General features: G+C 41.9%; 27 protein-coding genes and 1 pseudogene. 7 read left to right on the top strand and 21 right to left on the bottom strand.

Features of this window, described 5'->3' with window-relative positions; translation table 11 throughout:
* Positions 1–621: 621 nt before the first annotated feature.
* Both spoIIR and DXB73_RS13400 read left to right on the top strand, forming a co-directional pair.
* Positions 622–1,473 carry a stage II sporulation protein R gene (gene spoIIR, locus DXB73_RS13405; protein ID WP_118691457.1) on the top strand — a complete coding sequence of 284 codons (852 nt, stop codon included), beginning with the start codon at positions 622–624 and terminating at the stop codon, positions 1,471–1,473.
* 230 nt (positions 1,474–1,703) lie between these two features.
* Positions 1,704–2,168 carry a DUF1934 domain-containing protein gene (locus tag DXB73_RS13400; protein ID WP_118691456.1) on the top strand — a complete coding sequence of 155 codons (465 nt, stop codon included), beginning with the start codon at positions 1,704–1,706 and terminating at the stop codon, positions 2,166–2,168.
* Here DXB73_RS13400 and DXB73_RS13395 read toward each other — a convergent pair.
* The 6 genes from DXB73_RS13395 to DXB73_RS13370 all read right to left on the bottom strand — a co-directional run bounded on the left by DXB73_RS13395 (position 2,165) and on the right by DXB73_RS13370 (position 9,693).
* Positions 2,165–2,464 (bottom strand): hypothetical protein, encoded by a 300-nt coding sequence (locus tag DXB73_RS13395; RefSeq protein WP_243034681.1) that lies wholly within the window; start codon positions 2,462–2,464, stop codon positions 2,165–2,167. The two genes, DXB73_RS13400 and DXB73_RS13395, sit on opposite strands and share 4 nt — an antisense overlap.
* Before the next feature lie 223 nt (positions 2,465–2,687).
* Complete coding sequence (locus tag DXB73_RS13390) at positions 2,688–3,239, bottom strand: hypothetical protein (protein WP_243104158.1); 552 nt, start codon at positions 3,237–3,239, stop codon at positions 2,688–2,690.
* Between the two features lie 75 nt (positions 3,240–3,314).
* A complete protein-coding gene (gene glgB / locus DXB73_RS13385) occupies positions 3,315–5,540 on the bottom strand; it encodes a 1,4-alpha-glucan branching protein GlgB (RefSeq protein ID WP_118507236.1) in 2,226 nt (741 codons plus the stop codon).
* Between the two features lie 74 nt (positions 5,541–5,614).
* Positions 5,615–6,457: a M14 family zinc carboxypeptidase gene (locus tag DXB73_RS13380; protein WP_022024454.1), complete on the bottom strand. Its 843-nt coding sequence runs from the start codon at positions 6,455–6,457 to the stop codon at positions 5,615–5,617.
* A 91-nt stretch (positions 6,458–6,548) separates the two neighbouring features.
* A complete protein-coding gene (locus tag DXB73_RS13375) occupies positions 6,549–8,279 on the bottom strand; it encodes a phospho-sugar mutase (protein WP_022024453.1) in 1,731 nt (576 codons plus the stop codon).
* A 52-nt stretch (positions 8,280–8,331) separates the two neighbouring features.
* Positions 8,332–9,693, bottom strand: a complete 1,362-nt coding sequence (locus DXB73_RS13370) for a PEGA domain-containing protein (protein ID WP_182448364.1) — start codon at positions 9,691–9,693, stop codon at positions 8,332–8,334.
* A 397-nt stretch (positions 9,694–10,090) separates the two neighbouring features.
* Between DXB73_RS13370 and DXB73_RS13365 the strand changes: the two genes are divergently transcribed.
* Positions 10,091–10,939: a hypothetical protein gene (locus DXB73_RS13365; RefSeq protein ID WP_118691454.1), complete on the top strand. Its 849-nt coding sequence runs from the start codon at positions 10,091–10,093 to the stop codon at positions 10,937–10,939.
* On the opposite strand, the gene DXB73_RS13360 is transcribed toward DXB73_RS13365, so the two are convergent.
* Entirely contained in the window at positions 10,936–12,009 is a 1,074-nt protein-coding gene (locus DXB73_RS13360; protein ID WP_118691453.1) for a hypothetical protein, read from the bottom strand. The genes DXB73_RS13365 and DXB73_RS13360 overlap by 4 nt on opposite strands.
* 204 nt (positions 12,010–12,213) lie before the next feature.
* On the opposite strand from DXB73_RS13360, the gene DXB73_RS13355 reads away from it, so the two are divergent.
* The 3 genes from DXB73_RS13355 to DXB73_RS13345 all read left to right on the top strand — a co-directional run bounded on the left by DXB73_RS13355 (position 12,214) and on the right by DXB73_RS13345 (position 13,569).
* Positions 12,214–12,732 carry a hypothetical protein gene (locus tag DXB73_RS13355; protein ID WP_118691452.1) on the top strand — a complete coding sequence of 173 codons (519 nt, stop codon included), beginning with the start codon at positions 12,214–12,216 and terminating at the stop codon, positions 12,730–12,732.
* 202 nt (positions 12,733–12,934) lie between these two features.
* Entirely contained in the window at positions 12,935–13,243 is a 309-nt protein-coding gene (locus tag DXB73_RS13350; protein WP_118507690.1) for a type II toxin-antitoxin system RelB/DinJ family antitoxin, read from the top strand.
* Positions 13,240–13,569: a type II toxin-antitoxin system RelE/ParE family toxin gene (locus tag DXB73_RS13345; RefSeq protein WP_118507687.1), complete on the top strand. Its 330-nt coding sequence runs from the start codon at positions 13,240–13,242 to the stop codon at positions 13,567–13,569. Before DXB73_RS13350 ends, DXB73_RS13345 begins: the two co-directional genes overlap by 4 nt.
* Positions 13,570–13,620: 51 nt before the next feature.
* Here DXB73_RS13345 and DXB73_RS13340 read toward each other — a convergent pair whose 3' ends face one another.
* The 5 genes from DXB73_RS13340 to DXB73_RS13320 all read right to left on the bottom strand — a co-directional run bounded on the left by DXB73_RS13340 (position 13,621) and on the right by DXB73_RS13320 (position 17,470).
* Positions 13,621–13,938 (bottom strand): AzlD domain-containing protein, encoded by a 318-nt coding sequence (locus DXB73_RS13340; RefSeq protein ID WP_022024444.1) that lies wholly within the window; start codon positions 13,936–13,938, stop codon positions 13,621–13,623.
* Positions 13,935–14,642, bottom strand: a complete 708-nt coding sequence (locus tag DXB73_RS13335; RefSeq protein ID WP_022024443.1) for an AzlC family ABC transporter permease — start codon at positions 14,640–14,642, stop codon at positions 13,935–13,937. Before DXB73_RS13335 ends, DXB73_RS13340 begins: the two co-directional genes overlap by 4 nt.
* 90 nt (positions 14,643–14,732) lie before the next feature.
* Positions 14,733–15,449, bottom strand: a complete 717-nt coding sequence (locus DXB73_RS13330) for an acyl-ACP thioesterase domain-containing protein (RefSeq protein ID WP_118691451.1) — start codon at positions 15,447–15,449, stop codon at positions 14,733–14,735.
* Positions 15,450–15,468: 19 nt separating this feature from the next.
* Positions 15,469–16,569: a spore photoproduct lyase family protein gene (locus DXB73_RS13325; protein ID WP_022024441.1), complete on the bottom strand. Its 1,101-nt coding sequence runs from the start codon at positions 16,567–16,569 to the stop codon at positions 15,469–15,471.
* Positions 16,535–17,470, bottom strand: coding sequence for a hypothetical protein (locus tag DXB73_RS13320; protein ID WP_118691450.1), 936 nt, complete (start codon positions 17,468–17,470; stop codon positions 16,535–16,537). Before DXB73_RS13320 ends, DXB73_RS13325 begins: the two co-directional genes overlap by 35 nt.
* 174 nt (positions 17,471–17,644) lie before the next feature.
* Here DXB73_RS13320 and DXB73_RS13315 point away from each other — a divergent pair, with 174 nt between their 5' ends.
* Complete coding sequence (locus tag DXB73_RS13315) at positions 17,645–18,043, top strand: hypothetical protein (RefSeq protein WP_118691449.1); 399 nt, start codon at positions 17,645–17,647, stop codon at positions 18,041–18,043.
* Positions 18,044–18,634: 591 nt separating this feature from the next.
* Here DXB73_RS13315 and DXB73_RS13305 read toward each other — a convergent pair.
* The 9 genes and pseudogenes from DXB73_RS13305 to DXB73_RS13275 form a co-directional block, all read right to left on the bottom strand.
* Complete coding sequence (locus tag DXB73_RS13305; protein ID WP_118691447.1) at positions 18,635–19,594, bottom strand: phospho-N-acetylmuramoyl-pentapeptide-transferase; 960 nt, start codon at positions 19,592–19,594, stop codon at positions 18,635–18,637.
* A gap of 147 nt (positions 19,595–19,741) precedes the next feature.
* Entirely contained in the window at positions 19,742–20,470 is a 729-nt protein-coding gene (locus tag DXB73_RS13300; RefSeq protein WP_118691446.1) for a hypothetical protein, read from the bottom strand.
* 260 nt (positions 20,471–20,730) lie between these two features.
* Positions 20,731–21,879 carry a hypothetical protein gene (locus tag DXB73_RS13295; protein ID WP_118691445.1) on the bottom strand — a complete coding sequence of 383 codons (1,149 nt, stop codon included), beginning with the start codon at positions 21,877–21,879 and terminating at the stop codon, positions 20,731–20,733.
* Between the two features lie 378 nt (positions 21,880–22,257).
* Positions 22,258–22,692 carry an IS200/IS605 family transposase gene (gene tnpA, locus DXB73_RS13290; RefSeq protein WP_118691444.1) on the bottom strand — a complete coding sequence of 145 codons (435 nt, stop codon included), beginning with the start codon at positions 22,690–22,692 and terminating at the stop codon, positions 22,258–22,260.
* Positions 22,689–22,985, bottom strand: coding sequence for a hypothetical protein (locus DXB73_RS15000; protein ID WP_243104165.1), 297 nt, complete (start codon positions 22,983–22,985; stop codon positions 22,689–22,691). Before DXB73_RS15000 ends, tnpA begins: the two co-directional genes overlap by 4 nt.
* A gap of 15 nt (positions 22,986–23,000) precedes the next feature.
* Entirely contained in the window at positions 23,001–23,852 is an 852-nt protein-coding gene (locus DXB73_RS14995; RefSeq protein WP_243104168.1) for a recombinase family protein, read from the bottom strand.
* 168 nt (positions 23,853–24,020) lie between these two features.
* Positions 24,021–24,451 (bottom strand): annotated as a pseudogene (locus DXB73_RS14990) (recombinase family protein); the annotation flags it as partial.
* Between the two features lie 479 nt (positions 24,452–24,930).
* Positions 24,931–25,896: a hypothetical protein gene (locus DXB73_RS13280; RefSeq protein ID WP_118691443.1), complete on the bottom strand. Its 966-nt coding sequence runs from the start codon at positions 25,894–25,896 to the stop codon at positions 24,931–24,933.
* Between the two features lie 3 nt (positions 25,897–25,899).
* On the bottom strand, positions 25,900–26,619 hold the full coding sequence (locus DXB73_RS13275; protein ID WP_118691442.1) for a hypothetical protein: 720 nt from the start codon (positions 26,617–26,619) through the stop codon (positions 25,900–25,902).
* Between the last annotated feature and the right edge of the window lie 112 nt (positions 26,620–26,731).

Below are 26,731 nucleotides of genomic sequence, written 5' to 3'. Positions count from 1 at the left end.
CATCTTTAGTACACCATAAATCTATTACCTTGTCAACAATAGCAGCATAATCTTAATAATTCTTAAGAATTTGGACATATCTGATCATCTATATAAAAAAACCCTCGCCCCTTTTGAGATGCGAAATTGATGGATATCTGGTTGAAGATTCACAAAATACTCGCAAGGAAAATTCAAACCTTTTAACACCTTAATCATCATGAAAATGATTAAATAACTGGAACATTGAGAGCAAAACATATATCCATAAAAAAAGCACAAATAGGCAAGCTAAATTTCCCAAAATCCTAATTCCAGTCACCCAATTCAATTCGTCCCTCCCCCTACTTCAATAACATAGTAAATGAATATCATATTATCTTGCATTTTCCATACCAAATGCTACTGTTATCTATATCTGCCATATATTTCCTATTATATGGACTTGTAAAATCTTCTGGCATTGAGAATTTGAGTTGACTTTTTCTGTATAACACGGAAAAATATGGGAATGCTGTCATTGAAAGCAAGATTGATCACCTTGCACAAAGCGAACGAATTTCGCGACACCAACATGATACCTGCAATATGATGCTAGGGCTTCCCTAGATTTACAGGATCAAAAAAGACAGGAGGATTACTATGTTTTACCATAACTTATCTGATACAGACACCATTCTTACGCGCGTTTCCACTCGGCTGCAACAGCCTCAAAACACTGACCGCAGGAGACGCTATAGCAAAGCTGTTGCATTACTGTTGCTTTTTACAGTGTCTTTCGCTACATTGTTGACCGGACTGCGTGCAGTAAATGCAAACGCTGTACATACCAGCTTCACCCATTCTCAACAAGCAAAGGCCAAGGCTCATCAGATAAATTCCCCATCGACTGATCTTGTCGATAGTATGATTCGACTGCACGTCATTGCCAATAGCAATTCGACTGCCGATCAAACATTGAAATATCAAGTACGAGATGCCATTATTAACGAGCTGCAGCAAGATTTGGCAAATGCAGCAGATCCACAAGAAGCAGAACAGCGAATCTGCGCCGAAAAAGATTATATTATGAATACTGCTGAAAAAGTGATTCGCTCACACGGTTTTTCCTACCCGGTATCTGTGTCACTGGAAGATCGCTATTTTCCAACCAAACAATATGGCGATTTGACCTTTCCACCGGGAACGTATCGTGCACTTTGTGTGGAAATTGGCAAATCTGAAGGCCGTAACTGGTGGTGTGTGCTATTTCCATGTCTTTGTTTCGTTGACGAGACTACGGCTGTAGTCCCAGAAGACTCTAAACAAAAGTTGAAGCGGCATATAACCACAGAAGAATATAACCGCCTTACAGCCACTCCCTCTCTGGGATCAAAGCAACGCACGACCGGCTCAGCTTCCTCTCCGGCGCCAACGCAAAAACCGTCCTCTCCATCGCCTTCTCCCAAGGTCTCGTTTCACTCCGGCATCTATGACTGGATTACCTCTCACTAGTCAAATAGGTGTTGAAACAAGCTCCCTTGCGTTGCGAATTTGTGATATAATGAGCCTCAGAGAAAAACAAGCGGCTGTGAAGCAGACATTTGTTTTTCTGGGCTCATTAACGAGCAAATAAGCTTGTGAAACAAGCGAATAAGCTCTGAAAGAGCGTATTTGCGAGTTTAATAAAAAGGCTAATTGATGGATATTAATAAGCCTCAGAGAACAACAAGGAGGATACTTTTTTGGATAATAACGTAGTATTGACATTACGAATGGAACAATTAGACAGCGAAGATGGTGATGGAATTATAAATACATATCCGGCAAAATACCGTAAAGTCGGTGACTGGCATGTATTTTCCTACGAAGAAACCGTCTCCTCAGACCCTGGAGACCGCACCAAAAATCTTCTTAAGATAAGAGACGAAGAAGTAATCTTGATCAAGAAAGGTACCATCAATTCTACCATGGAATTTCGCAATGATGATGTTTTCCGCGGTTTTTATGACACACCTTACGGAGCTTTGCAAATGGTGCTCAACACTGGTCTGGTACAGATGACAAACGATCCGGACACCATAAAGGAACTAGAACTGGAAGGTGAACCGGATCTCTATACTGCCATTGAGTATGAACTTCAGATGGGCGGAAATAGTCTCGGCAAATACGCTATGGAAATATTGATCAATAACAAGCCGATCGCTTAATTGATATCAGACCATTTTGGATATTTTCCATTGTAAATATCTCGGATTTGTTTGGTCGATAAGTCTGTGATTGGATTGTTCTTTTGCAGCACGATTGCAATCGCATCATCAAAGAGCTTGGTGGAAAGCTGCATACACTCTCGCAGCTCTTCGACAGCCTTTTCCGACAATTTATTTCCATGTTTCTTCATCAGCAGATAGGACTGCTCAATCTCATCACAACGGTCAGCGATTCTCTCAATATTATTAGATACGCATAATAACCCCGCCGTCTGCTCTGACTGTAACTCTGTCAAATTACCGCTTGCAAACATCTTCGAAATATAATTCGAAATGCATACCTGCAGTTCCTTGACATTGTCTGAACATTCTGCAAATCTGCCTTCTGCCGCCTTTGCTTTTCTTTCCCTCTACGTTACGAGCATTTTTCTATACTGTAAAAAAGCAAAGCCAGCGCTTTTAAAACAAAAAAAACCTGCAAAGTACATTACATACCTTGCAGGTTCCATGTTTGAAATCTTATTTATTTTTCTTTTTGTTGTCTTTTTCAAGTTCTGCACGTTTCTGATTCAGTTCTTTTGACTTCTTCTCAGCACGTTCACGCATACGCTCACCAAGCTTTTTCTTGCCCTTAGGTGCATGCTCTAAATTGTTGTGAAGTCCCTTTACATCCATAATGTAAATTCCGCTGATCGTCGCACGAATCTCTTTCTTAACCGGAATCAGATCAAAGATCTTGTCCTCGCAGATAAGAGACATGATTCTCGGACCAATCTTTGCTTTGACGATCGGCACCTTGCGTCCGCGCATATACTTCGGCACCTGTTCAAGCACCATTGGCGGCAGTCCCGAATCTTTGAACTTCATCTTTTTCTTATCAATGACCAGAAGCTTGGCACTTTGTGCAGCCTCCTGCAACTGTCTCTGTGAATCTTCCTGTCTGTCCTGCAGTTTCTTACCATAAATACTTAACGCAACCAACGCCGCAATCAACAACACAATAACAACGAGCATTACTATGACCCATGTTGATACACCGTATACCGGCATTACATTCCATGTGTAATCCATCTTAATTCCTCCATCTGTTCATTCTATATACCAGCCATTGACAGCTACGCATACTGTGTTATCATAGCACACTTCTTACTTATAATCAAATTGATATACTGTAACAGATAATGGAGGCAGTGTCATTTTGATCGAATAGTCTCTTCCATCAAAAGTAATCTTGTCCGCTGTCACCTTCTTCGCATTGCGCACTCCGGTTCCACCATATGCTTTATCATCCGACGTCAGGATCAACGAATACTCTCCGCTGCATGGAACACCCACCCGGAAATCTTCTCTTTTCACCGGAGTAAAGTTACATACAAAGAGAAGCTGTTTCTTCGTCGTTTTACCTCGGCGCACGAAAGATACCGTACTCTGATCTGCATTCAGACAGCTCATCCACTCAAAGCCCATAATATCATAATCATTCACATACAGCGCTTCATTTTTGCGATACAGTGCATTCAATGCTTTCACATAAGCCTGCATCTGTTTGTTGCGCTCTTCACCAAGCAAATACCAATCCAGACTGCGGCTTTCGCTCCACTCACGATATTGTGCAAATTCTTGTCCCATAAACAATAACTTCTTACCGGGATGTCCATACATGAAGCCATATGCTGCTCTCAGGTTAGCAAACTGGTCATCCAATTCTCCCGGCATTTTGTTGATCATTGATCCCTTACCATGAACAACCTCATCATGCGACAATACCTGAATAAAATTCTCACTATACGCATAATCCATACTAAATGTCAGCTTACCATGATTACCGGAACGGAACAATGGATCCATATGCATATATTCCAAGAAATCATTCATCCAGCCCATATTCCATTTGAATGTAAATCCAAGACCTCCATCGCGCACACTTGTGCTGACTTTTGGCCAAGCTGTAGACTCTTCGGCAATGATCATGCAGCCCGGTACCTGCTTCTCAAATTCGCTGTTCATATGACGGAATAAGTTGATCGCATCGTAATTTTCATTACCGCCATCCTCGTTTGGCAGCCACTCGCCATCATCTTTACCGTAATCCAAATACAGCATAGACGCTACAGCATCTACTCGCAGTCCATCTACATGGAACTTTTTCATCCAAAACAAACCATTGGCAAGCAGGAAATTGCTGACCTCACGCTTATTGTAATTAAAGATATATGTACCCCAATGCGGATGTTCTCCACGTCTTGGATCCGGATGCTCATACAATGGCTGTCCGTCAAACATACCAAGTCCGTACGCATCTTTCGGGAAATGTGCCGGTACCCAGTCCAAGATCACGCCAATCCCCTTGTCATGCATATAATCTACAAAATACATAAAATCATCCGGATTGCCATATCGTCTGGTCGGAGCATAATATCCCGTCACCTGATATCCCCAAGAGCCGTCAAACGGATGCTCTGCAATACCCATTAATTCAACATGTGTATATCCCATTTCATGGACATACTTCGCGATCATTGGCGCAAGCTCTCGATAGGAGAAGAATCCATTATCATCATCTTCCACACGTTTTCTCCAAGAACCCAAATGCATCTCATAGATTGCCATCGGCTTCTGCCCCAGAGACTGTCTGGTCTCCTTGGCACGGTCATGCATCCAGCGGTGATCGTTCCAATGATATACATTCAGATCTGCCACAACAGATGCGTTATTTGGACGCAACTCAGCACAGTTAGCGTACGGATCTGACTTCATCAAGATCTCTCCGGTACGAGTTAAGATCTGATATTTATACACAGCCCCGGTCTTTACACCCGGAATAAAAATCTCATAAATACCGGACACATTTAACGTACGCATCAAATGCAGTCTGCCATCCCACATATTAAAATCGCCCACAACGCTGACCGCTCTTGCATGTGGTGCCCAAACGGCAAAATACACACCCTTTACGCCATCGATCGTCCGAGGATGTGCGCCTAATTTTTCATAAATATTATAGTGATTTCCCTCCGCAAATAAATACAGATCATCATTCGAAAGCTGCGGATCGAATGAATATGGATCCGCTGTCGTTACAATATCATTTTCTCCATATTGAATATGTAAAAGATACGGTTTTTTGTACTTATGATCCGGCACGTATTTTCCAAAAAATCCACTGCCTTCCTGTATCTCTTCCAGTTCTAATGCGTGCTTGCCATTCTTGTCCGTCACAGTAATCTTCTGCGCTTCCGGACGATATACCGTAAACACCTGTCCTTTGCCAAATTCATGTAAACCCAATAAATTATGCGGTGCATTATGATGACCGGCTAGCAGCTCATCATACTCCACCCAGTTGATCCACTGATCCATTTTTTCCTGCATACGTCTTCCCCCATAATTTGTATTTTCCCGGGAATGACCATCGGTCATTCAAAGGCAATTTTAGTATTTCCATTTTAGCATAAAAGCGATGCAAGAACAAGCGGAAGCAGGCTTTTCTGACGCATCCACCAAGCATAGATCTGCATATGTCCCACCGGTGCTTCCCACGCTCCCGTCTCGATCGTACACCACTTTTTACCCTGCTCTGTCAAATAATCTCCAAATGATCCAACGGGCTTTCCGGTCTCTAACACAAGGGGATATCCGGTGCGTCTGCTCATGTATTCTAATGCCGTAAAAAACTGTCGGTAAAAAATAACCTGTCCGGTAGAATGATAATTTATTGTCAACTGCGGTGATACTGCGTTGACAAGATCACGCAGCACGATACTTTCCGGCTGATCTAACGCTTCTTCCGTAAAAATACGGTTGAGATCAACTCCCTTCGCATTTCCTTTCCAGCGTCTTGCCTCTCTCTGTGTCGCGATCTTTTCCTGTAATTCCTGCCGAAGCACCGGATCGATAATGCCTTCGGAGCCAAATTGGCTGATCTGAACGCCATCCGGATTGACCATCGGCAATATATAGACATCATAATGCCGCAGCAATTGCCGATATGGAATCCCCTCCCAAAGAATATCCTCCCCATAACAGCGAAGAAAACGTTCTGCCATCATCATCAAAAGCTGCGCATTTTTCCACTCCCTTGCATGCATTGCCGCCTGAAATACCACGGCATGCTTTGTGAAACCTTTTGTTCCATGTAGCCGCAAGCAATATATCTGCCGGTGATCTAATGTTTGACCAAGCGAAGTCAATTCCGTGGAATCCGGATAGCAAATGGCAAGCTCCTGCAGATCACGCTCTAAGTCATAATATGTATACAAACGGTTGTGAATACTGACAATTCCCGACACAAAAAATACCTCCTTTGCATATCATCACGTAATACATACCCTTGTGATTATATGCGCCAGGAGGCATTTGTATTCCTTAATTCTTACATTTTTACAGAGAAGCCACTAATGCATCTACTGCTTTTGCCATCTCTTCCGACTTCTTGTCTGCATCTTCCAGAGACTCTCCAACTACACCAAAGTAGAACTTGATCTTTGGTTCTGTACCGGATGGACGTACACACATCCATACCTTGTCGCTCATATCAAAATACAGTACATTCGACTTTGGCAGGCCGGTAGGCTTAACCTCTCCGCTCGCAATGTCTGTGATCGTATCTGCCTGATAATCACGGAAAGACTCTACCTTGTATCCACAGAACTCTTTTGGTGGATTCGTGCGAAGTTCATTCATGATCTCCTGAATCTTCTCCAGTCCTTCGATACCCTTCATTGTCACAGCCTTCACACCGTCTTTGTAGTATCCGTAACGCTCATACATGGCAAGCATTGCATCCCACAAAGTCATATTTTTGGTCTTATAATATGCTGCAGCCTCGCAAAGAGCCATCGTAGCAACGATCGCATCTTTGTCACGCGCATGTGTTCCGATCAGGCAGCCATAGCTTTCCTCAAAACCAAACAGATACTCACCTTTACCGGTCGTCTCAAAACCGAGGATCTGCTGTCCGATATATTTAAATCCGGTCAATACTTCGATCAAACCAACGCCATAGTATTCTGCGATCGCATCCGCAAGATTCGAAGTAACGATCGTTTTGATCAATTTGCCATCTGCAGGAAGACCCTTTGTCTCCTTCTTCTGAGAGATCTCATAATCTGCAAGCAGGCAGCCTGACATATTACCGGTCAGAGTAATGTACTCTCCGCTCTTGGTATCCTTGACATAAACGCCCAAACGGTCTGCATCCGGATCTGTTGCCAATACAAGATCTGCATCTTTCTCTTTCGCCAGTTTCAGTGCAAGCTCAAATGCTTCTGCTGCCTCTGGATTTGGATAACTTACCGTTGGGAAATCTCCATCCGGAAGTTCCTGCTCCGGAACAACATATACATTCTCAAAACCGATCTCTTTCAATACACGTCTTGCCGGGATATTACCGGTTCCATGAAGTGGTGTATATACGATCTTAAGATCTTTACCGACCTCTTTGATGCTATCCCAATGAATAACCTGTTTCTTTAACTCTTCAATATATTTGTCGTCGATAGCAGCACCGATCTGCTCGTACAATCCCTTTGCCACTGCATCGGACTTGTCCATCGTCTTTACTGTCGCATAATCTGTAACAGCCTTAACTTCATCCATAATTCCTGTATCATGAGGTGGTGTGATCTGTGCACCATCTTCCCAATATACCTTGTAACCATTATACTCTGGCGGATTATGACTTGCTGTAATGTTGATACCGGCAACACACTTCAATTCACGCACTGCATAGGAAAGCTCTGGTGTTGGACGAAGAGATTCAAACACATACGCCTTAATTCCATTTGCTGCCAGGCAAAGTGCCGCCTCATCTGCAAATTCCGGTGACATATGACGAGAATCAAAAGCAATTGCAACACCCTGTGCTGCCTTACCTGCTTTGTTGATATAGTTTGCAAGCCCCTGCGTTGCTTTACGCACCGTATAAATATTCATGCGATTCGTGCCTGCACCGATCACTCCACGAAGTCCGGCAGTACCAAACTCAAGATCCTTGTAAAAACGCTCCTTGATCTCTCCATCATCGTTTGCGATTGCTTTTAGCTCAGCCTTTGTCTCCTCATCAAAATAAGGATTTGCCAACCATGCTTCATAAATCTTCTTGTAATCCATTGCTTACATCCTCCTGCTTGTGCCTTGTTCTTACCTGTTCCTTTCCCTACCCTTATCGACTACTGGTTTCTTTCACCAAGTCTGCAAACTTCAACGTGACATCCTCATCATCATCCAAAATATCAATCGAATAACTTTTCGTCACATACCCGGTCTGGCTCAAAGTTACTGTCTGCGAGCCTATCACCTTCTTGAATTTGCATGGTGCCAACCCTTTATACACATTATCTAAATATACTTCAACACCTCGCGGTGCCGTTACCGTGATCGTATGCGAACTGTCCACTTTCTTGGACGTCGCACTGCTGTCTGTCGATGAACTGCTTGACGAATCGCTCGTTGTCGAGCTTGAAGTGCTGTTGTTATCTCCCGCCGCACTTGCCGCAGGTGTCGCTGTCGCACTGTTATTTACCGTCGCTTGCTCCTCGATCAGATCAATATGCACCGGTACCGATGCATCTTCAACATCCAGCGTACCACTATAGGTTTCGTACCCTGTCATGGCAACTGTGATCTTATACTCTCCATAGTTTAATGCAACCGGCTGTGAATAGTCAACCGTTGTCCCGTTGATCGTCAAGTCTGCCCCTTCCGGCTCGATATCAAACGTAACCGTTCCAATATCTTTCGCCGTAGACACATAATCCGAAAAATCAACGGTTACCGTCTGATCCTGCTGCACCGTCGCTGTCTTGCTGGCAATCGACACTCCCTTGCACAAAGTTACTCGGTAAATGCCTGCCGGTGCCGTGATCAACATATTATCTGCGATCGGCAGAATAATACGGTTACCAACCTCAACCATGCCGCCTGTAAAGTCCTCATATCCGGTCAGTCGAACATAACCATGCCCCGCTGTTCGTGTAATAGAATAGACATGTATGCCTACGCCCCGCACCGTCAACGTATCTTCTTGATTAAGCTCTGCAAGTGCAATCTGCTGCCCGGACGATGAAATATACGTATTGGCTGAGTATTGATATTTTTTATCGGCAAAACGCATCATATTCTCTTCTGCCCGAAAAGAAAAGGAATCCACTTCGTCATACTCCCATACATCCTCCGGTACCGCCGCCGACACCAGCAGTGTATCTGAAGTACGATATGCCAACTCCAAAATCTCGCCCGTTGTTATTTGCTCTGCCGAGATCGTCTCTCCAAATTTGTTTGTAACCGCTGCGGTAGAGTCGTAATACAGTACCGATTCCAGATTGCTATCAAGCTCTCGCACGGTAATATTCTGTTTCTCTACATCCTGTCCGGTCACCACTCCGGTCAACGTCTTCGTGTTCACCGGCGATCCTGTCGCAGAAACACTGTTACGCTGTCGACGATGTTTCACGGTACACGCTGTCAGCATGCATACGCACAGCAAACACATCATCAAAAGCAATATTTTCTTACTGTTCTTCAATTGCTCCTCCATCTGTGTTTCTTTTTACGCAATCTTCCATGCACTCACGGCCTGTGATGTATAGACCGTTAAGCATGATAATCACTCCATCCAATTTTACCCGCAATGTTTATATTACCACAGAGATACCCAAAATAAAAGACCTTACGCACAATTAACATACACCATTTGAACTTTGAATCGCCAAAAAATGCAAATCTGCAAACTCCGACAGAGCCCTCACATGATGCGGCGGTTTTTGCAGCACAAATGGTAATATAAATATAACAAGCAAATAAGCTTTTGAAACAAGCGAATAAGCTCTGCAAGAGCGGATTTGCGAGTTTGATCAAAAGACTAATGGATGTATGATATTAGAAACCATAAAATTCATGACTTAAGAAGGGGGTATACGATCATGATGACAAAGAAGCTATTATTACAGATTAGTATTATATTGCTGGCCGGAAGCTTACTTTATTTACCCAAATCTGCTGCTGCCCAAGCAACAGACTCCGGCTCTTCCTGCCGCTCAGCGTACCAAACAATCCGTCACACGCTAAATCACTATGCCAAAAACAAGATGAAACAGGAAATCAATGACTGGATCCCTCTATTATTAGAAGACGATTATAAAAATTCCCGTATTTCTGCAGCATCCATAACGATCGGTGATCCGTTCTTTTATTTTGATGTAAAGAAAAGCACCCAAGACGCTGCCGTAAATTACCCACTTTATTATAAACATAATATCATCGGTATCTTTTCCTTATCTCAAGAAAATGGAGACTGGCAGATGTCCATAGAAGGACAAAGCGAACAAACCGACGCTTTAAATAAGATGTCAAAAGCGGATACCCCTGCTATATTTTACGTACTTGGCGTCGGTGAATGTGGTGACGTTGTTATGATCGAGAATGCCAAAAACACACTCGCCTATATAGATGGGCAAGGTGACATCTCTTACACAAACGAAGAAAAAAGCTTTGCCAAGAAGACCTACGATGCAAAGATACAGTACATTGCAGATCACTTAAAAAATTTCGGAGCGTTGTCATTCTCCACGGCAACACCCGCAACTAAGACATACGCTCCGACAAAAATGCAATCCTCGTTGAAACAGAAACCACAACATAACGTTAGTAAATCTCTGCAACTCTTCTTTGCAGCCGTTGGAATATTGCTCGTGTTTATATCTATAATATTCCTTATTCTGTCGCATCACAGAAAAAATCTCCTCAAAGAGCACAGACAAAATGAGCATTAAAATAAAACGTCTTTTATCATTTCCAGAAACTGAATCCGCCCCTCTTCCTGCCCGCGTATGCGCAACAGTTTCTCATAACTCTTTGACGACATCCATGATTTCTTCCCATTATAATAGAAGTTACACTGTTTCCAATACTTCTCCGGATATAGAAGAAGTGTATACAACAAATGCCTCTCCTCCTCCGACAGCGAACGTTTTTCCTCATAAGAGGCGATCATGCGGCGTCCCAAATCCTGTTTCCATCCATTCTTCTCCATGGTTTTGCGCAGGAAACCATATAAATCCATAATCTGTATCCCCACTTTGGCGTTCTCAAAGTTGGATGTGACCACTTCCCGTCCTTGAAATACAATATTGTGATAATTATAGCTTCCATGCATCAGCTTGCCTTGTTCTGCTGCTTCCCGCTGCAAATAATCATAGTTATGCTCTGCAGTCTCCAACTGCTCTGCCTCGCAGCCCTGCTCATAGTAATGGGCAAATGCATCTAAAAGCGCAAGTTCCATTTCATTCTTTCTTCTTTTTTTGCGAATATATGTATGTACACGTTTTAATTCCCGGTTGCGTCGTCCAAAAAAATCGATCGGCGTAAACGCTGTCACTTCCGCCGCCTGCAATTCCTCCCCGCCAAGATCCGTTTCCCTGCCGCTAGATGCCAATTCCTCCGCATTTTCAGTTTGCTGTGTACGAATATCCTCCTGCTGCTCACTCATCCATAAATGCAGCATCGCCAAATGAGACATCGCTCTGCACACCTGTTTTGCGTCCTTTAGATCGCACTCCCTCCCGGCAAACCAACGCTTCATAAGCCAAATATTTCCCGAACCATCACGTGTCAACAGTTCCCCTTGTTTATTGGCCAGCGCTTTGTCCACTTTACGATAACCATGACTCATCAAACTCTCCTTGATGCGTTCTTCTCGCTCAAGGCGGCTGGCAGAGCCATTATATTCTCGCAACAAATACTGCCCTTCTCTGGTCTCCAGCAGAATTGCCCCACGAATTCTTTTTCTGCTCTCAATCTGTACCGGATACTGCGCGAGTATCTCCTCTATCTTGTCATCCATCTCGTCGTCCTCCCACTGGATAAGTCTGTTTCATCTTATGCGGAGAGCACACGAAAAATACATACACCGTTCAAACTTCCATGGCGGTTTTTTCCGAAAAGGTGGTAATATAATTTAAGAGGAATTTGAGGAAAATTGTTCTAAAGTAACTTTGCTGCCACAATATAATGCGTGAAAAGTTATTAGGAAAGGAATGTACAAGTCATGAAAAGATTATGTTTTATATTAGTGATATCACTATTTGTATTAAATAATAGCGTACCTGTTTCTGCCAGCGAATCCATCCGGCAACAAGTAAAGAATATTTTTGCAAACAAGAAAAAGGTGCAAAGAAACGATTTGAATAAAATTAAAATTGTACTAGAAAAAGAAAAAAAAGCCAATCAAGAAGGAAGTTCCAAAACAGAGACCATTTCAGACGCAGAAACTTGCCTCGGACGAGAAGAATATCAATATAGCAAAGCATATACGCTGTCATCTACAGAATATTTTTTAATATCCGAATACTATAAACAAAATAAAAATTTTGATAAAATAATTTTGAGTTCCTATGGATGGCAAGTCCCCTATAAAACCGCTAATGGCGAACATGGTGTAGCATCTTTGGCACCAAAAGCAAACTCTTTTGAATGGGTATCAGAAACAGATAACGATCAGGGAAAAGCAATTTGGCCGCCAAAAGAAGATGAAATCATCTCGATTCTAATGCCGTTGGGAGTATAGCCCTTCCCTACCGAAAATCCTATACTCTCCTTTATGTCATTGCAGCAGGAATCTTAATAGGCATCATCGTACTAATTGCTGTATTCCGGCACAGGTTCTTTCATCATAATGCTTTTAAGTGATGATTAGTATTGCTATTGTGCGGACATTTGCATATAATAAAGATAGATGGAAATACTACTCACGAAAGGAGATGTTTTATATGGCTACAAAATCAGCAAATTTATATGCAAGGATTGAACCAGATGTCAAAGAAAAAGCAGAAAGTATCCTGTCTACACTTGGCATCCCTGCTTCCAGTGCTATCAATATGTTTTATAAACAGATTATCTTACAGAGAGGACTTCCGTTTGAGGTAAAAATACCATCTGCCAAACCTGTTGACATCAGCACATTATCAGAAGCAGAGTTAAATGAAGAATTGGAAAAAGGATATGCGGATATGCAGGCTGGACGGACAAAAAATGCGAAGAAAGCCTTTGCTGACATTCGCAAGGATTATGGCTTATGATATATGAAGTAGAAGTATCCAAACAGGCTGACAGTGATTTGAGAGGAATTTTTGAATATATTGCTTTTGAATTACAATCGCCAGAAAATGCAAGCGGACAACTTGACCGTCTTGAGGAACAGATATTAAATCTGGATACGATGCCAGAGCGTTATCGAAAATATGAAAACGAACCGTGGAAAAGTCGTGGACTTCGTGTATTACCAGTAGACAATTATGTGGTACTTTATATTCCAGATAGCGATAAAAAGGTTGTAACAATACTTAGAGTAATGTATGCCGGACGGGACATAGACAATCAGTTAAATCTTCACACAAAGCAATAAAGGATATGATTTAAAGCAGTCTTTCATTTATGATCGACTGCTTTTTTCATATCACACAATGAGCAGCACCAAGAACGCCGCCGCACACGCCGCCAGCGCTACGGTAAGCAGACTTCTTCGCCGATATGCCATGATTAGCGCCACAACCGTACCTGCCACACCGGCTGCAATCTTATCCGCTGAATAAATAATAGCCGGAAATGTCATTGCCCCCAGCACCGCATAAGGAACGTATGCGAGGAAAGACTTCACAAAACGATTCTCTACTTTTTTACGGCACAACGTAAATGGAACTGCACGGATCAAATAAGTAACTCCTGCCATCACGAGCAATGACATCCAAAAATAATGCATTGGAATATCTCTCATGCTTCCTCGCCTCCTTCCTCATCAATCGGATACAAAACAGCACCTATTGCAGATGCCACTACAGCACAAATTATAATTGCAAATCCGGAAGACACCTGATCAAACACCGGCATATATCGGAAACAGCAGCTAAGCACTACCGCGATCACAATAACTCGCAAATAACGCAGATCATCTCTCGCCTGTGGGATGATGATCGCCAAAAACATTCCGTAAATAGCAATTCCCATCGCCGACTGCAATAGAGGAGGCAGCACGCCACCTAACACTGCCCCGGCAAACGTTCCAAACACCCAGCCGATCACCGGCAATGTGACGAGTCCTCCAAAATAGCTGCGGTGTACTTCACCTTTTCTGCTTGCTGCCACACCAAATATTTCGTCGGTCATAAAAAATCCATAAAACAATCTGCTTCCCGTCTTAAAATTGCTGTCCACTTTTTGGGATAGCGAAATGGACATTAACGCATAACGCAAATTGATGACAAGCTGTGCCAATGCCATTTCTACATAAGCACCCCCTGCTACCATAATATCTAATCCCATAAACTGTCCCGCCGACGTTACATTCAACAGCGAGATCAATACTGCCTGCCACCAGCTAAGTCCTGCCTGTACTGCCATCAGTCCAAAGGTAAAACTCACCGACACATATCCTAAAGCAATCGGGATTCCATCCCGAATACCACATTTCCATTCCTTCATTCGTATGCCTCCATATTTCTCATCGCTGCGCCTTATCATTTTTCTCATCACTGCGCTTTATCGTTTTTCTCGTCGCTGTGCCTTATCTTTTTACCGTTCAAAAAGCTGCACAACTGCATAAGGTTTCCCGTCCTCGCCATTCAATGACACCATACAGTATTCCTCTGTCTCATAGATCACCGGCGTGATCTGATCTCCAAGCATCGCCTGTTTGCGGTATTCGACACGCAGCTCTCGCACCGTGATCTCCCGTTCCAAAGACGCACGTGCCATACGCACATACTGCCCATTGTTCATATGGTGATTCGTATCTAAATGATACTCCTGTACCAAAAACGGGTCACACTCTTTTCCGCCATCTTTTGGCACTTTAATCTTACGTGATGCATAATCCATCGGGAGTGGTTCATGTATACCATATACATCCCCAATTTCCGGCGTTACGATCATCGGACGCCCCTTTTTCAGATCCATCAGCACCCACAAAGAATTGGCAATTGCGATACGATGCTCCGGCTCCCCCTGATGCGTTATCAAAAAATTACGATGACCAAACATCTTTTCAAAGCCAAAAGCCTGCGTTCCCACCGTAATATTCTCACCCATCGCCGGATATTCATCGATCACGATCTGCCAAAAATTAAGCACCCACATTATATTCTTTTGTCGATGGTACTCTAAGCCAACTCCCAAATCTTCCGACTGAAAATTGGTACAATCCTGCATATAATCAATCAAGCTTTCCAACGATAAATTTCCGTTCTCATCCGTCTCGCTATAACGAACTCTGCTGTCAAATGTATACATATCTTTTCATCCTTTCCGTTTATATCTGATCCCAGCAAAAAATATGCTCTTCTTCCACGTATTTACACAACTCTTTATGCAAAAATCCTTCCATTTCCTGTCGAAGCTTGTCCGGATATTGGTACACACCGTCTATATTTTCATAAGGAAACTGTACCACCGGCGAAAGCACATCATGACGTCGCATATTTTTGAGATAATCTTTGGAGATACGAAACGATCCCATACTGACATCTACAATATGATCTGTATCTATTTGCGCAAATACTTCACCAAGCATCCTGCGATACACTTCTTTATAATGTGGATAATAGATCATCGGATCGAAGCACAACCGCACCGGATGACCCATTTTGCCCGCCAATTTTACACTTGCAACGCGTGCAGCTAACGTCGGCGTGCCGTGCTCATAACAAGCGGTGATTTCTTCCGGTGATAACGTAAACGCATAGATCACTCGATCACAGACCGGCAGCTCCTTCCACAAATCTGTCCGTGCACACTTTGTACGAATTTCAATCCGAAGCTTCGGATGCTCCACCGTAAACTCTGCCCATTTTTTCACAAAACCGGCAATATTTTCAAGTGCCAGCAAATCCGTATCGTACGAAACACATAAATACACCGGATGCTTAGCAAGCAACGTTTCCAATTCCGCGAAAATATCCTCAATATTTATAAATATCACCAAATTACCGCTTGGATACATTCCTTTCAAATAGCAGTATTCGCAATCATAAATACAGTTCATCACGCAGGACGTATAATAAAAATATTCGTTACCAAAACTCTGACACACCTCCGCACCCTCATACAATAACTGTCCATCTTTGCGAGCAATGATCAGCGCTTTGGACCCGTGCTGTAAATGCACCTGCTGCCCTTTGCGGCAAAATACATCTTTATAATGTGTGATGGAAATCACCTGCGCCTTCAAAAACTGTTGTAATATCCTCTGTGTGCGCGGATGATTTCTAACTGCGGCTTCTACGTAAATATGTGAAAACATGGTCGACTGTCCCGTTTCCCTGACAATCGGATCATGATTGTGCCCTGTCGGCTCACATGCAGGTATCGACTGCATGTTATTGATATAACAATCGTTCTTTGAGCTGTTCAAAATATGCCTTCCCTTCTTTGCGGTCACGACAGCAAAGCGTTTGCTCTGCCAGATCGCCACGGATCATTTCCTCGTACGGAATATTTGCCAGTGTACAATATCGCAGCAATTGTTCCATCTGTAAACGCATCGTCACGGAAGCATGTGTCTGATCACATAGCAATTGCAAAATTTCCTGCTCTTTCGCACCAACCTTTTCCACTTTCCAAGAACGGCTAAGTGTACGCACATCTTCTATCCACGTACATATTTTCTCTGCACTGTCCGCAAAGAAGTGCTGTAAATCCTCTGCCGTCATACGCTTATCAACACCGACATCTGATACTACTTTTAAGAAAGCCATCTGGTGCTGTCCCACAAACCGGACAGCAGCCTGATATACGCCAACTGCCTCCATATCACACAACCTGATTTTTAATGAGGATCCGCTCTTCTGTCCACCATTCACAGACGCATCCATACGAATCATTTGCTTCATTTCGTCGGGTCTACGCACTATGCTGACCGTTTCAATTCCCTCTTCTGCAAATGGGTGACGATATAAAATATCCGGATAGTATGTACGTTTTGTATCGCCATCCACCAATTGATTTCCAATAAACCATTGCCCGATTAGCTCTGAACGCTCGACCGATTGCACATGCTCATCAGAACAGTTTGGTGCTCCCGCCGCACTTCCTATATTCAATATAAATGTCGATTCGTCTGTCCCATATTTAGCACACACATAACTTACCGCCACCGCCGCTTCTACTTTGCCCGGACCTGTAACCGCCAATATCGCCTCCCCGGCTTCATCCTGATAAAGCACAAATTTTCCACTGTCATTCACACGTTTCAATTTCATCTGTGCAATGAACGGTGCTGCCTCGGCATATAACGCCATAAAAATGTACAACATTTATTTCCTCCCAGCTTTCAAACCATGGTCGCATAAGGCTAATTTTAGCCCAAATAGAGAATAATAGCAAGTTTTACAAACCTTTTACAGTGATTTCTATTAGGCTTGATTGTGTATGTTCTCAGTTGTCTATACTATTAATAACAGAAGGCACAGAAAGGTTAGGTAATATTTATGAGCAAGAAAGAAAAAAGAACAACTCCCGTCGATCTCCCCAAGGAATACCGCGTTGTCGTAATGCACTTTGCGAAGCACAAGTCCTATCGCGTTTATTGTAAAAAATATGGCACTAAAAAGGGAGACGAGATCATCACTCTGCTGCACGACCTCATCTCCTCACGTTTACAAAATCAAGAATTTGTATTTTGGCTGGATCCCGATACCGCATTACTTACTTTGGAAAAGGAAAGATACCGCTCTGTCTGCGAAGAACTGGAACTTGCCTTTTCCGAAAAAATAATACCGTTTTATCTGCCGGAAGACTTGGAACGCGGCTATATCAAAGCCGAGAACAAGCATGGCGAAACAAAACGGTATCCTATCATCGAACTCGCATCCGAGCGCATTTATTAATATTTGACTCAAACTTCCCATACCGGAAGCTATTGCAAAACCACATATTGCTTATTATGTCAAAGAATACTAAAAATTTTGCAGCCACAACATAGCGGTTTCTGCCGACAGAGAACTATAGTAATTGCCTTGCCGCATTTACGTTTTTGGTGATTTCTAGATTTTGTTGTCTCTGATGATTGATTTACATGCCCTTCGGAAACTCAAAGTCCCGGAAGCAAGGTAATCATCATTTTTGAAAGGGACTTTGCGCTCGTCGTTACTTGTGTCTCGTATTTCAGAGACATTAAGTACCGCGACGTAGCGCATCGTAGCGAAAGCGTCCCGTCCAAAAATGGATGATACCTTGCTAAACCGGGACATCTCAGGCAATCCTTCAGGCATGTATTCATCAGAGACTTAACAAAATAAGAAATCACCCAAAAACTCTGCGTTCTGCGGCAATTATCTTAGTTCGCTGCCGGCAGAACAAGTCAGACTACTGGCTGCAAAATAGTTTATTTATTGCTGACATAATAAGCAATATGTGATTAAGAAGGATTTGAGGTATGGGAAGTTTGAGTATTTGGTATAAAACGCTTTGACGAATTATTAACCAAGTAACGTCAGCAACACATATGCTGCCACAACGCACATAACCTGTATGATCACAAAGCGGAATACAACCTGTGTGTCTGACCAATCTTTATTTTTGCGGACATGGTCATGAATTGGTGTCAGTGTGTTTTTTAACACATGAATCTTTAAGAAACGAAGCAAAAAGATTTTGACCAAACCAAGACCGCCATCAATAATGAGCACTAACGCCAGCAAAATGTAGATCAACGGATGACCACTCTTCATCGCAAGCACTGCAACGAAGAATCCGAGTGCTCTTGAACCGGCATCTCCCATTAACATTGTACTCGGCTTTGAATTAAAGCAAAGGTACGCTAAAAGTGTTGCTGCAAAAAGCAGAGCAGCGATCACATAGTTCCCAAGTGCCTGCGGGAAAAGTACGGCAAATGCTGCGATAACAACACAGCACAAGCTACCACACAGCCCGTCCACTCCATCAGAACAGTTCGTCACATTAATGGACACCCACAGCAAAATAATCGCCAAAATGAAGTATACCGGCATTGGCAGTGCAAACTTCGCAGAACCAATATGCAATACCGATGGGTTAAAATTAAGGAACGTCACTACGGTCATGATCGAAAGCACGAGATCTATCGCGCCTTTCTTATAGTCACTCCAAGGTGTCTTAGCCGCATCATCCAAATAACCACTGAGCATCATTGCAAACAAAAGAATGCAATAAATAATATACTCTTTGTCCATTGGCATAAACAAAACACAGCTAATAATAAAACTGCATACGAAGGTCAAACCAACGCCACGGGTCTTTCCCTTAGATAACGCACCATTAACGGCAAATTCACGTCCATGATCCACCGGCAAAAAAGAAAATGGGAATTTCAATCCCAAAAATGTCAAAATAAACGCTACCAATACTCCGATCATTGCGATCTGATTCGGATTCATGATCTGATTCAGTATGTAGTACATATGCAACCTCTTTTCCAAATCTATTTGGACAGACACGCTTTGTCCATCCGGCTCGTACAGCGAATACTACGTTCCGTTGCACCAGTATCAATAATCATAGCATGAGTAGCCGCAGAAATCAATGGGACATAACGGTCCATTCGGCATTTATGATAATTCCTTTGTCCACCTTTTGTCGGTAATTAACTTATCAATGTCAATTTTTGTAGTGGATGCGTTCGCTTGATCCCGTTCTATCGCATCTTTCATCTGTGTAACTATTTGTTTCACATTAGCTGCCTGCTTTGCTCCGAGACTTTCATAGCCATGCGCAGAAAGCACCACATATAGCTCTAATTGCATTCCATCCAGTGTACGTTTATATACTTCCGGGTCTTTAATAGCAGAAAGATTTTTTGCATTTTGCTGCAATGCGTTCAAGGCCTCCTTCGGTCCATTTTCCCTCTGGAAAAATTCATCAAACGCTGTATTCACGTTCCGATAATTTTCCACCGCAATGTCCATCGTATCATACAAACTCAAATCTAATAAAGGATATTCCTCAATCAAATGCAATAATTCTGCTGTACTGCAGCTCTCTGTTATCTCCTGCGGTACATTTACAAGTTTCGTCCGTTCGTTATAGGATTTTGCTTCTTTTAGTTCTTGGGATTTCAAGGTATATGGATAGTTTACCTCACCATTTTTAATCCAGTCCGGATAACTTTTCTTTAATACATCAATGTCACCCTTCGGTTCCGATTTGTACTGTGTTGTGTCACTAGTAGTTGATGCCGCCTTCTCCTCTTTGACGGTTTTGTGTTCGGCTTTTTGAGCACAACCTGCGAAACAGCATATTGCTGCTACTGTAATCATTACAAAAAGACTTCGTTTCATATTAGCTAGCCCCTTCCTTAATTTATTTCTAATTTACCATCTAAACTCCATTATATTCCTATTAAGATTAAAGTATCAAATAGTCTGAAATGATCTGACAAATCATTTTTCGAAATCTTTAACCACAATATCTATCAGCGATGTGCATACTTTTCAAGCTATTATAGTTCAAATCTCGAAACAAATATATAATGAAAATGGACTTTTTAATACTTTAATCCTATTAATAAGACACATAATATGTAATTTCAAGTGATACTTTATCTTCCATAATAGCAAATTGGTCCATTATATGGACAATAACTTGCTCCACAACGCCAAATATGACCACCACCCCACTTTGATGTCACAGTTGGATCCTGTGTTCCATAATTTGTAACAATGGCAGAGTGTGTATAAGATCCCCATACTGCTATTTGTCCATTAGACTTTGGGCGTCCCTTAATGGCTTTATAACTGCCATCTGACACATACAGCACTGGAGATTGCATCCATATGTCTTGTCTTCCTGTCCATGCATATGCATGACAATTATTCTTAGAATACCCTGTAGAAACATACGTTGCACGTGGGTATGCAAGTTTTTGCTGGGCCACATCTTTTGTACTATTTTTTTTATTAGACGCTTTTCTTTTACATTTAATTTTAGACCCTTTAGGAGTCTTGACTATAACAGTCTCGTCAGCACGTGCAGCAGCAAAAGTTATAGCATTTTGTTGATCATTCAATAATTCCTGCTTATTGATAATCTTCTGCCTTTCTTTATCCGTATATTTGTAATTATCTAACATACTTTTTTCTATCTGTGGTATTTTATCATTCAAGAAATCTATATATATATTTCTTTTGCTTATATGATTATCTGTTATTGCCTTCTGTATGCTATTAGCAGTATATATATTATAATCAATTACATCTTCTGTTTTACTATAGGTCAAATATTTATGATATAATACATCTTGCAAATCGTCTCGTTTTAACAGTTCACGCAATCCATTATATTGTTGCGACACACTTTTAATCCCTTGATCAATATCATCATATAAAAAAACATCTATTAACAACGGATAAGCCATTACCACATTAAACAATTCATTTGTTGACATCCTCTGTATTTTCTCATCTTCAAGTTGACAGTTTTTAACCATCTCCGCATGTGATTTAAATTTCTTCCACTTATCACTATATAAAGATACCGAATATTCATCAGAATATGTTTGAACAATCTGTGCATATGACATTGAAACACCTTGATGCATATTTACCGTTTCACTACTAATATCATTTTTTGATGTCTTTAATTTCGTATTCCCATCGGCTGATGCTGGTGTATACAATATCATATTTACACATAACAATGCAGATAATAATACTCCTATGGTTACTACTATCTTCTTTCCTAGTTTCATCTCTTCCTCCTTAGCTATACCTCTTTTCACATGTTCACTATTAATTTTAATGTTTTAATCCTATTTTCCATTACATTGAAAATCATCCAACAACTGAAACACCCCAAAAGAATACAAAAAAATTTCATTACATTTCTCATTCTCAGAGGGACAAAATCAAAACAACTAAAAAGAATATGCATATAATATATCATAACGCACAAGCAATGTCAAGCTAAACACTCGGTAATTTGACAATTGAATCACAACCACTAGCTTAGCCGGTGGTTTGCTTGCGGCCTATAAGGCCTCTTTGCCAGTACCTGAGTCTAAAGACTCGCCTAATTAAATCTGCCAACCGCAACATCAGCTACTTACAAAAGCCCCCTGGGCTTTTTATTACTTATTTTTCTTTACTGGCTCACCCGTAAACGGGTCAATATATTCTTTCAATGTCATTTGATCATATTCTAAATCTTCTTGTAATTGATTTTTATATACTCTTCTATATGTTCGCATTTTCCCTACTGTATCGACATAATATCCTCTACACCAAAAATGACGATTTCCATATTTATATTTCAGATTTGCATGCCTTTCAAATATCATCAGCGTACTTTTTCCTTTCAAATATCCAACAAAGCATGAAACACTCATCTTTGGCGGAATCTCTACCAACAAATGAATATGGTCCGGACACACTTCTCCTTCTACAATATTGACACCTTTTCTCTCGCACAACATTGTAATAATATCACGTATGTCTTCTTTCAATTTTCCATATGCTACTTTACGTCTATATTTTGGTGCATATGCAATACTGTTCCGAATCACACAGGGGTAGTTTTTTGCTCTATGTAACCGGCTGTCTGGAAGAAGCCGGTGTAATCCTCGTCTGTACAGCCTTTGATAAAAATGTTGCAGAAACGCTCATCATCTTTATCAACGATATAAATTCTTTCTACAATCGTCTGGATCAATGTGACCAGAACCTCCGGCTGTGCATCTTTTGCATACTCTGCAAAAGAGAGCAGCCTTTCTTTTGTCATTTCCAAGTCACGGATGGCAATCATGTTGTTCTTTCTACCCTCATCCAATTTTGAAATCTGCCGCTCCGTTTCTCTCAATTCTTCAGCCAGATTTTACAAATTCTCTTGAATAAATTGCTTGATGCTGCCATCTGCTTCACGTAGATTTCTTGTCTGCGCAGCAATATCTGCTTTCATCTTGTCACGTTTCTTTTTAATGAGATTGTGTTCCTGTACCGTCTGTGACTGCTCCAAGACTTCCTCAATCTTGATTTCCAGAATTCTTCTGAAACGCTCGCTATTTTCATCTGATAGTTCAGATAGCTGCTGTACCACAAATTCGTCCAGAAGAACGCCATCTACCGCTTTGAAATTACATTCCTTTTTGCGATAACCAGGACAAACATATTTGAACCGAGGTTTACCGTTCGTCCAGCGGTCGGACTCAGGAATCACACTCAATCGTCTGCCACAGTGAGGACAATGCGCCAGCCCCGCCAACAGTGCGTTGGTCTTTCTGTGAGGGCGATTGTATTTCTCTGCAATCGCATCAAGAAGTTCCTGCACCTCAATCCATTGTTCACTTGGAATAAATCCTTCGTGCTTACCAACCGCAATAATCCACTCGCTAACAGGCTTGCCTTCAATGGTCTGAACATATTTCGGAGAGATAAATGCGCTGTCGCTGCCTTCATACTTTTCCTGATCAGTTTTATTGTAAGCCGACAATCCGTGAGTTCCGTCAAACTCTAACATATCTCCAAACACATTGCCGTCATGATCGATGAAATAATCATAGCTGCGTTTATCAGCAGTACAATAGATAGGATTTCTCAAAACCAGTCTTGTGGTGGATGCGTTAAATGCAGCACCGGAAGGAGTGTGGAATCCTTCCTCATTCATCTGTTTTGCAGTACTCTGTATGCTGCGAGTAGTTCTGAAGATTTCGTACAAACACTGAACCATGCGTCTTTCTTCCGGCAGACTTTCTAAGTAGCTGTATGCTGATTTTCCCTTACCACTTCCGGTTGTTACACGACAGACAGTAAATTCCATCGGTGTATTGCCGCCGAGCCATCGTCCGTCCTTTGCAAGTTCCATCATATTGTCTACAATTCTTTCTGTCAGAGTATCTCTTTCAAATTCCGCAATGACAGCGAATATCTGAATAAAGATTTTATATAGTCCGCTGGCAGTATTGATACCATTGGAGCAAATCAAGAGATTAACATGGTACATTTCCAAGAAATCCATCAAACGGATTAGGTCTGCTGTTTTTCTGCCGACACGATCCAGCTTGTAACATACGATTACTTTGATTTTCCGTCCTGCACATCATGCAGCATTCTCTGAAAATCCGGTCTGTCTGAAAAGTATCCGCTGAGTCCTTTGTCCTCGTATTGTAAGAATTCGTACTCCTCATCCAATCCCAATTCCTTTTTGGCGTAATCCACACATTGTTTGAACCGAACACCGATGCTGTCACCCTTGTTGGTGATTCGAGATTTACGGGCGTATATCGCAACGCCACGGTTATCTTTTTCAACTTTTCTCTGTTTCTTCATGGGTAGTCACCTCTGCTCATATCATACCGCCATCCCAGTTATTCTATCAAGTTTGTGGCCGTTGCCACGAATCCATTCCAGAAACACATACTAGGTTTCTGCATCGAAATTTCTGATTTCCTGTGCGATAAATTCCGCTCGTTTTTGCTGAAAGGCTTCCAAAGTTTCTTTGAATTTTTGTCCTCTGTGAATTACTGCGATCAAATAGTTTCCTCCGTTTCTGTCTGTGGTTCCGACCTCGGACCAACTTGGTCCGAAGTGATACAAAGAAATACAACTTGGCAAGCAGGGCAACGTGATACCACTTTGCTAATTTTACAGATTCCCCTCTGGAACAATCTACGTAAAACTACTTGCCAGGGTAAACTTCCCTATGGTCCTTCGAACAATATCTGTGATATTGGCTACACCATTTTTTAATCGTTTCAGAAAAAGAACTTCGTCCCAAATTGAGACGAAGTTCCGTTCTGTGATGTTATTTATTTGTGACTCGGTTCTAATCCTGTTTCAAAGGAACTCTGGAATTTCAGCATACTCTTTCTGGCTATCTTCATTGCTTCGACAGAATCTTCTGCTTCCTTAATTTTAACTTTCAGAAGTTTCTTGTCCTTTCCATTAGCAATATCATACTGAAGACGAAGTTCCACTAACCCTTTTTCAATTTCCATGATGTTCTGAACATACTGTTCATAGACTGTATTGGAGTATGCCAAATCATGCTCATCATTGAGAAAAATTTCTCTAACAGAAACCATCAGTTTTGCAGATTGCAGGATGGTATTCTTTTTGCCAAAAACACCTGCGGCTCCTACTGCTCCGCCAACACCGGCACCTACACCAAGGCCGAGAATAGCACCACCACCGACAATAGCAATCGTTCCTCCTGCCATACCCATACCACCAACTGCAATAGCACCACCGCCAAGATATGCAAGGCAAGCGCTTGTTAAGGCAGCACCACTAAGTCCTGCAAAATTAGAGCCTACCAAAGCAACTGCAATCGAAGGAGCAAATGCACCTGCTGTAGCAATCGCCGCAATAGTAACCGCTGCCGTGATCGCCAGAGAAGTCAGTGCTGTTTTCAAAACTTCATTCAGCTCACGGATAACTTTGCCGTGACATTTTCTCAGGCGCTTAATGTACCCCTTGGCATAATATGTTTCAGGGAATATCTCATCAAGATAATGATCTGCGTTTCCTTTGTCAAATCCGCAGATAGGATTATGGAGTGAAGAATACTTCTTGCTCGGCGTTGCATTGCCTTTTTTGTCTGTTTCAATCGTCAACGGATAATACGGTTCAAAGAGCATTGCTTCGAGCAAAGTCAAACGGAACCAAGTATCAGTAGGAGAATTTGCGTCTATTTTCGCAAGAAGTTCCTGTTCTGAATACCAATGTAATGTTGCATCAGGAATCTGAACAAAGCTCGCAAAACCATTTGTCATACTTTATTGCCACTCATCTAACCATTGGAGTTTCAGCCCACGAACACTTTCCCCACAGATTGGAATCTTAGTTGTTTGAATATCATTCAAAGTAACATGGTATTCGAGATTATACAGTATCTCTGTTTGCTCAAGAGTTAAACCCAACTTTTCAGAACGCATTCCGCTTCCAATCCTTTCATAAATCCGCTGATCCTCTTGTCTGAAAGTATTTTTGCGGATGTTTTCGTACATTGCCTTAATATCTTTTACTTTTCGGGCTTTTAATCCCCAGCTGACATCTTCACCAATAGCGACAGCAAACCGTCCGATTCCTACATAGTTGATGGAAACCCAATATTTCTGACTAACAAGGGCATCTCCAACATCAACCATCGTAAACACTCCGGTTGCCACAGTCAGCATCCTTGCAATCATAGGATTACCGGCGGGTTTAACACTACTCCAGTCAATATGACAAAGATCTGACAGATTGCAAACATGGCAGTTCTTGAGTTCCAATGCAAATCTTCGGATAAAGAAGAAGCTACGAACAATACATTCGTTTGCAATAACTGGTAAGGCTTGTCCGCCGAGTTCAGCTACCACACCCATCTCACCACGAAGATCAAACTTCAAAACAGTATCTTTAATAATTTTTCCATTTTTATCGTGCTGAGCCCAAAGAGTTCCATTAAAGAGTTTGGAGAGGAACACAGATAAACCATGTTCACCGACCTCCATATCTCTGAAGAAAGGCAGCACGGAAAGTTCCTTTGCGAGAGAAAGAATGGGGCCAGGGATTCCTGCAATGGCATTAAGTTAAGGCTAATTATGAGAGAAGTTGGTATCTTTT

Origin of the sequence: Clostridium sp. OM05-6BH (genome assembly GCF_003481635.1) — a bacterium.
Lineage (GTDB): Bacteria > Bacillota > Clostridia > Lachnospirales > Lachnospiraceae > Butyribacter.
This window is presented reverse-complemented; position numbering and strand designations above follow the sequence as displayed.

Coding starts and splice junctions, on each gene's coding strand:
- DXB73_RS13360 (WP_118691453.1), bottom strand. CDS start 12,009: ATGGATGACAAGATAGAGGAGATACTCGCGCAGTATCCGGTACAGATT.
- DXB73_RS13305 (WP_118691447.1), bottom strand. CDS start 19,594: ATGTACTACATACTGAATCAGATCATGAATCCGAATCAGATCGCAATG.
- DXB73_RS13300 (WP_118691446.1), bottom strand. CDS start 20,470: ATGAAACGAAGTCTTTTTGTAATGATTACAGTAGCAGCAATATGCTGT.
- spoIIR (WP_118691457.1), top strand. CDS start 622: ATGTTTTACCATAACTTATCTGATACAGACACCATTCTTACGCGCGTT.
- glgB (WP_118507236.1), bottom strand. CDS start 5,540: ATGCAGGAAAAAATGGATCAGTGGATCAACTGGGTGGAGTATGATGAG.
- DXB73_RS13345 (WP_118507687.1), top strand. CDS start 13,240: ATGATATATGAAGTAGAAGTATCCAAACAGGCTGACAGTGATTTGAGA.
- DXB73_RS14995 (WP_243104168.1), bottom strand. CDS start 23,852: ATGGTTCAGTGTTTGTACGAAATCTTCAGAACTACTCGCAGCATACAG.
- DXB73_RS13315 (WP_118691449.1), top strand. CDS start 17,645: ATGAGCAAGAAAGAAAAAAGAACAACTCCCGTCGATCTCCCCAAGGAA.
- DXB73_RS13330 (WP_118691451.1), bottom strand. CDS start 15,449: ATGTATACATTTGACAGCAGAGTTCGTTATAGCGAGACGGATGAGAAC.
- DXB73_RS13335 (WP_022024443.1), bottom strand. CDS start 14,642: ATGAAGGAATGGAAATGTGGTATTCGGGATGGAATCCCGATTGCTTTA.
- DXB73_RS13350 (WP_118507690.1), top strand. CDS start 12,935: ATGGCTACAAAATCAGCAAATTTATATGCAAGGATTGAACCAGATGTC.
- DXB73_RS13280 (WP_118691443.1), bottom strand. CDS start 25,896: ATGACAAATGGTTTTGCGAGCTTTGTTCAGATTCCTGATGCAACATTA.
- DXB73_RS13390 (WP_243104158.1), bottom strand. CDS start 3,239: ATGGATTACACATGGAATGTAATGCCGGTATACGGTGTATCAACATGG.
- DXB73_RS13320 (WP_118691450.1), bottom strand. CDS start 17,470: ATGTTGTACATTTTTATGGCGTTATATGCCGAGGCAGCACCGTTCATT.
- DXB73_RS13295 (WP_118691445.1), bottom strand. CDS start 21,879: ATGAAACTAGGAAAGAAGATAGTAGTAACCATAGGAGTATTATTATCT.
- DXB73_RS13340 (WP_022024444.1), bottom strand. CDS start 13,938: ATGAGAGATATTCCAATGCATTATTTTTGGATGTCATTGCTCGTGATG.
- DXB73_RS13375 (WP_022024453.1), bottom strand. CDS start 8,279: ATGGATTACAAGAAGATTTATGAAGCATGGTTGGCAAATCCTTATTTT.
- DXB73_RS13365 (WP_118691454.1), top strand. CDS start 10,091: ATGATGACAAAGAAGCTATTATTACAGATTAGTATTATATTGCTGGCC.
- DXB73_RS13355 (WP_118691452.1), top strand. CDS start 12,214: ATGAAAAGATTATGTTTTATATTAGTGATATCACTATTTGTATTAAAT.
- DXB73_RS13275 (WP_118691442.1), bottom strand. CDS start 26,619: ATGGAGGTCGGTGAACATGGTTTATCTGTGTTCCTCTCCAAACTCTTT.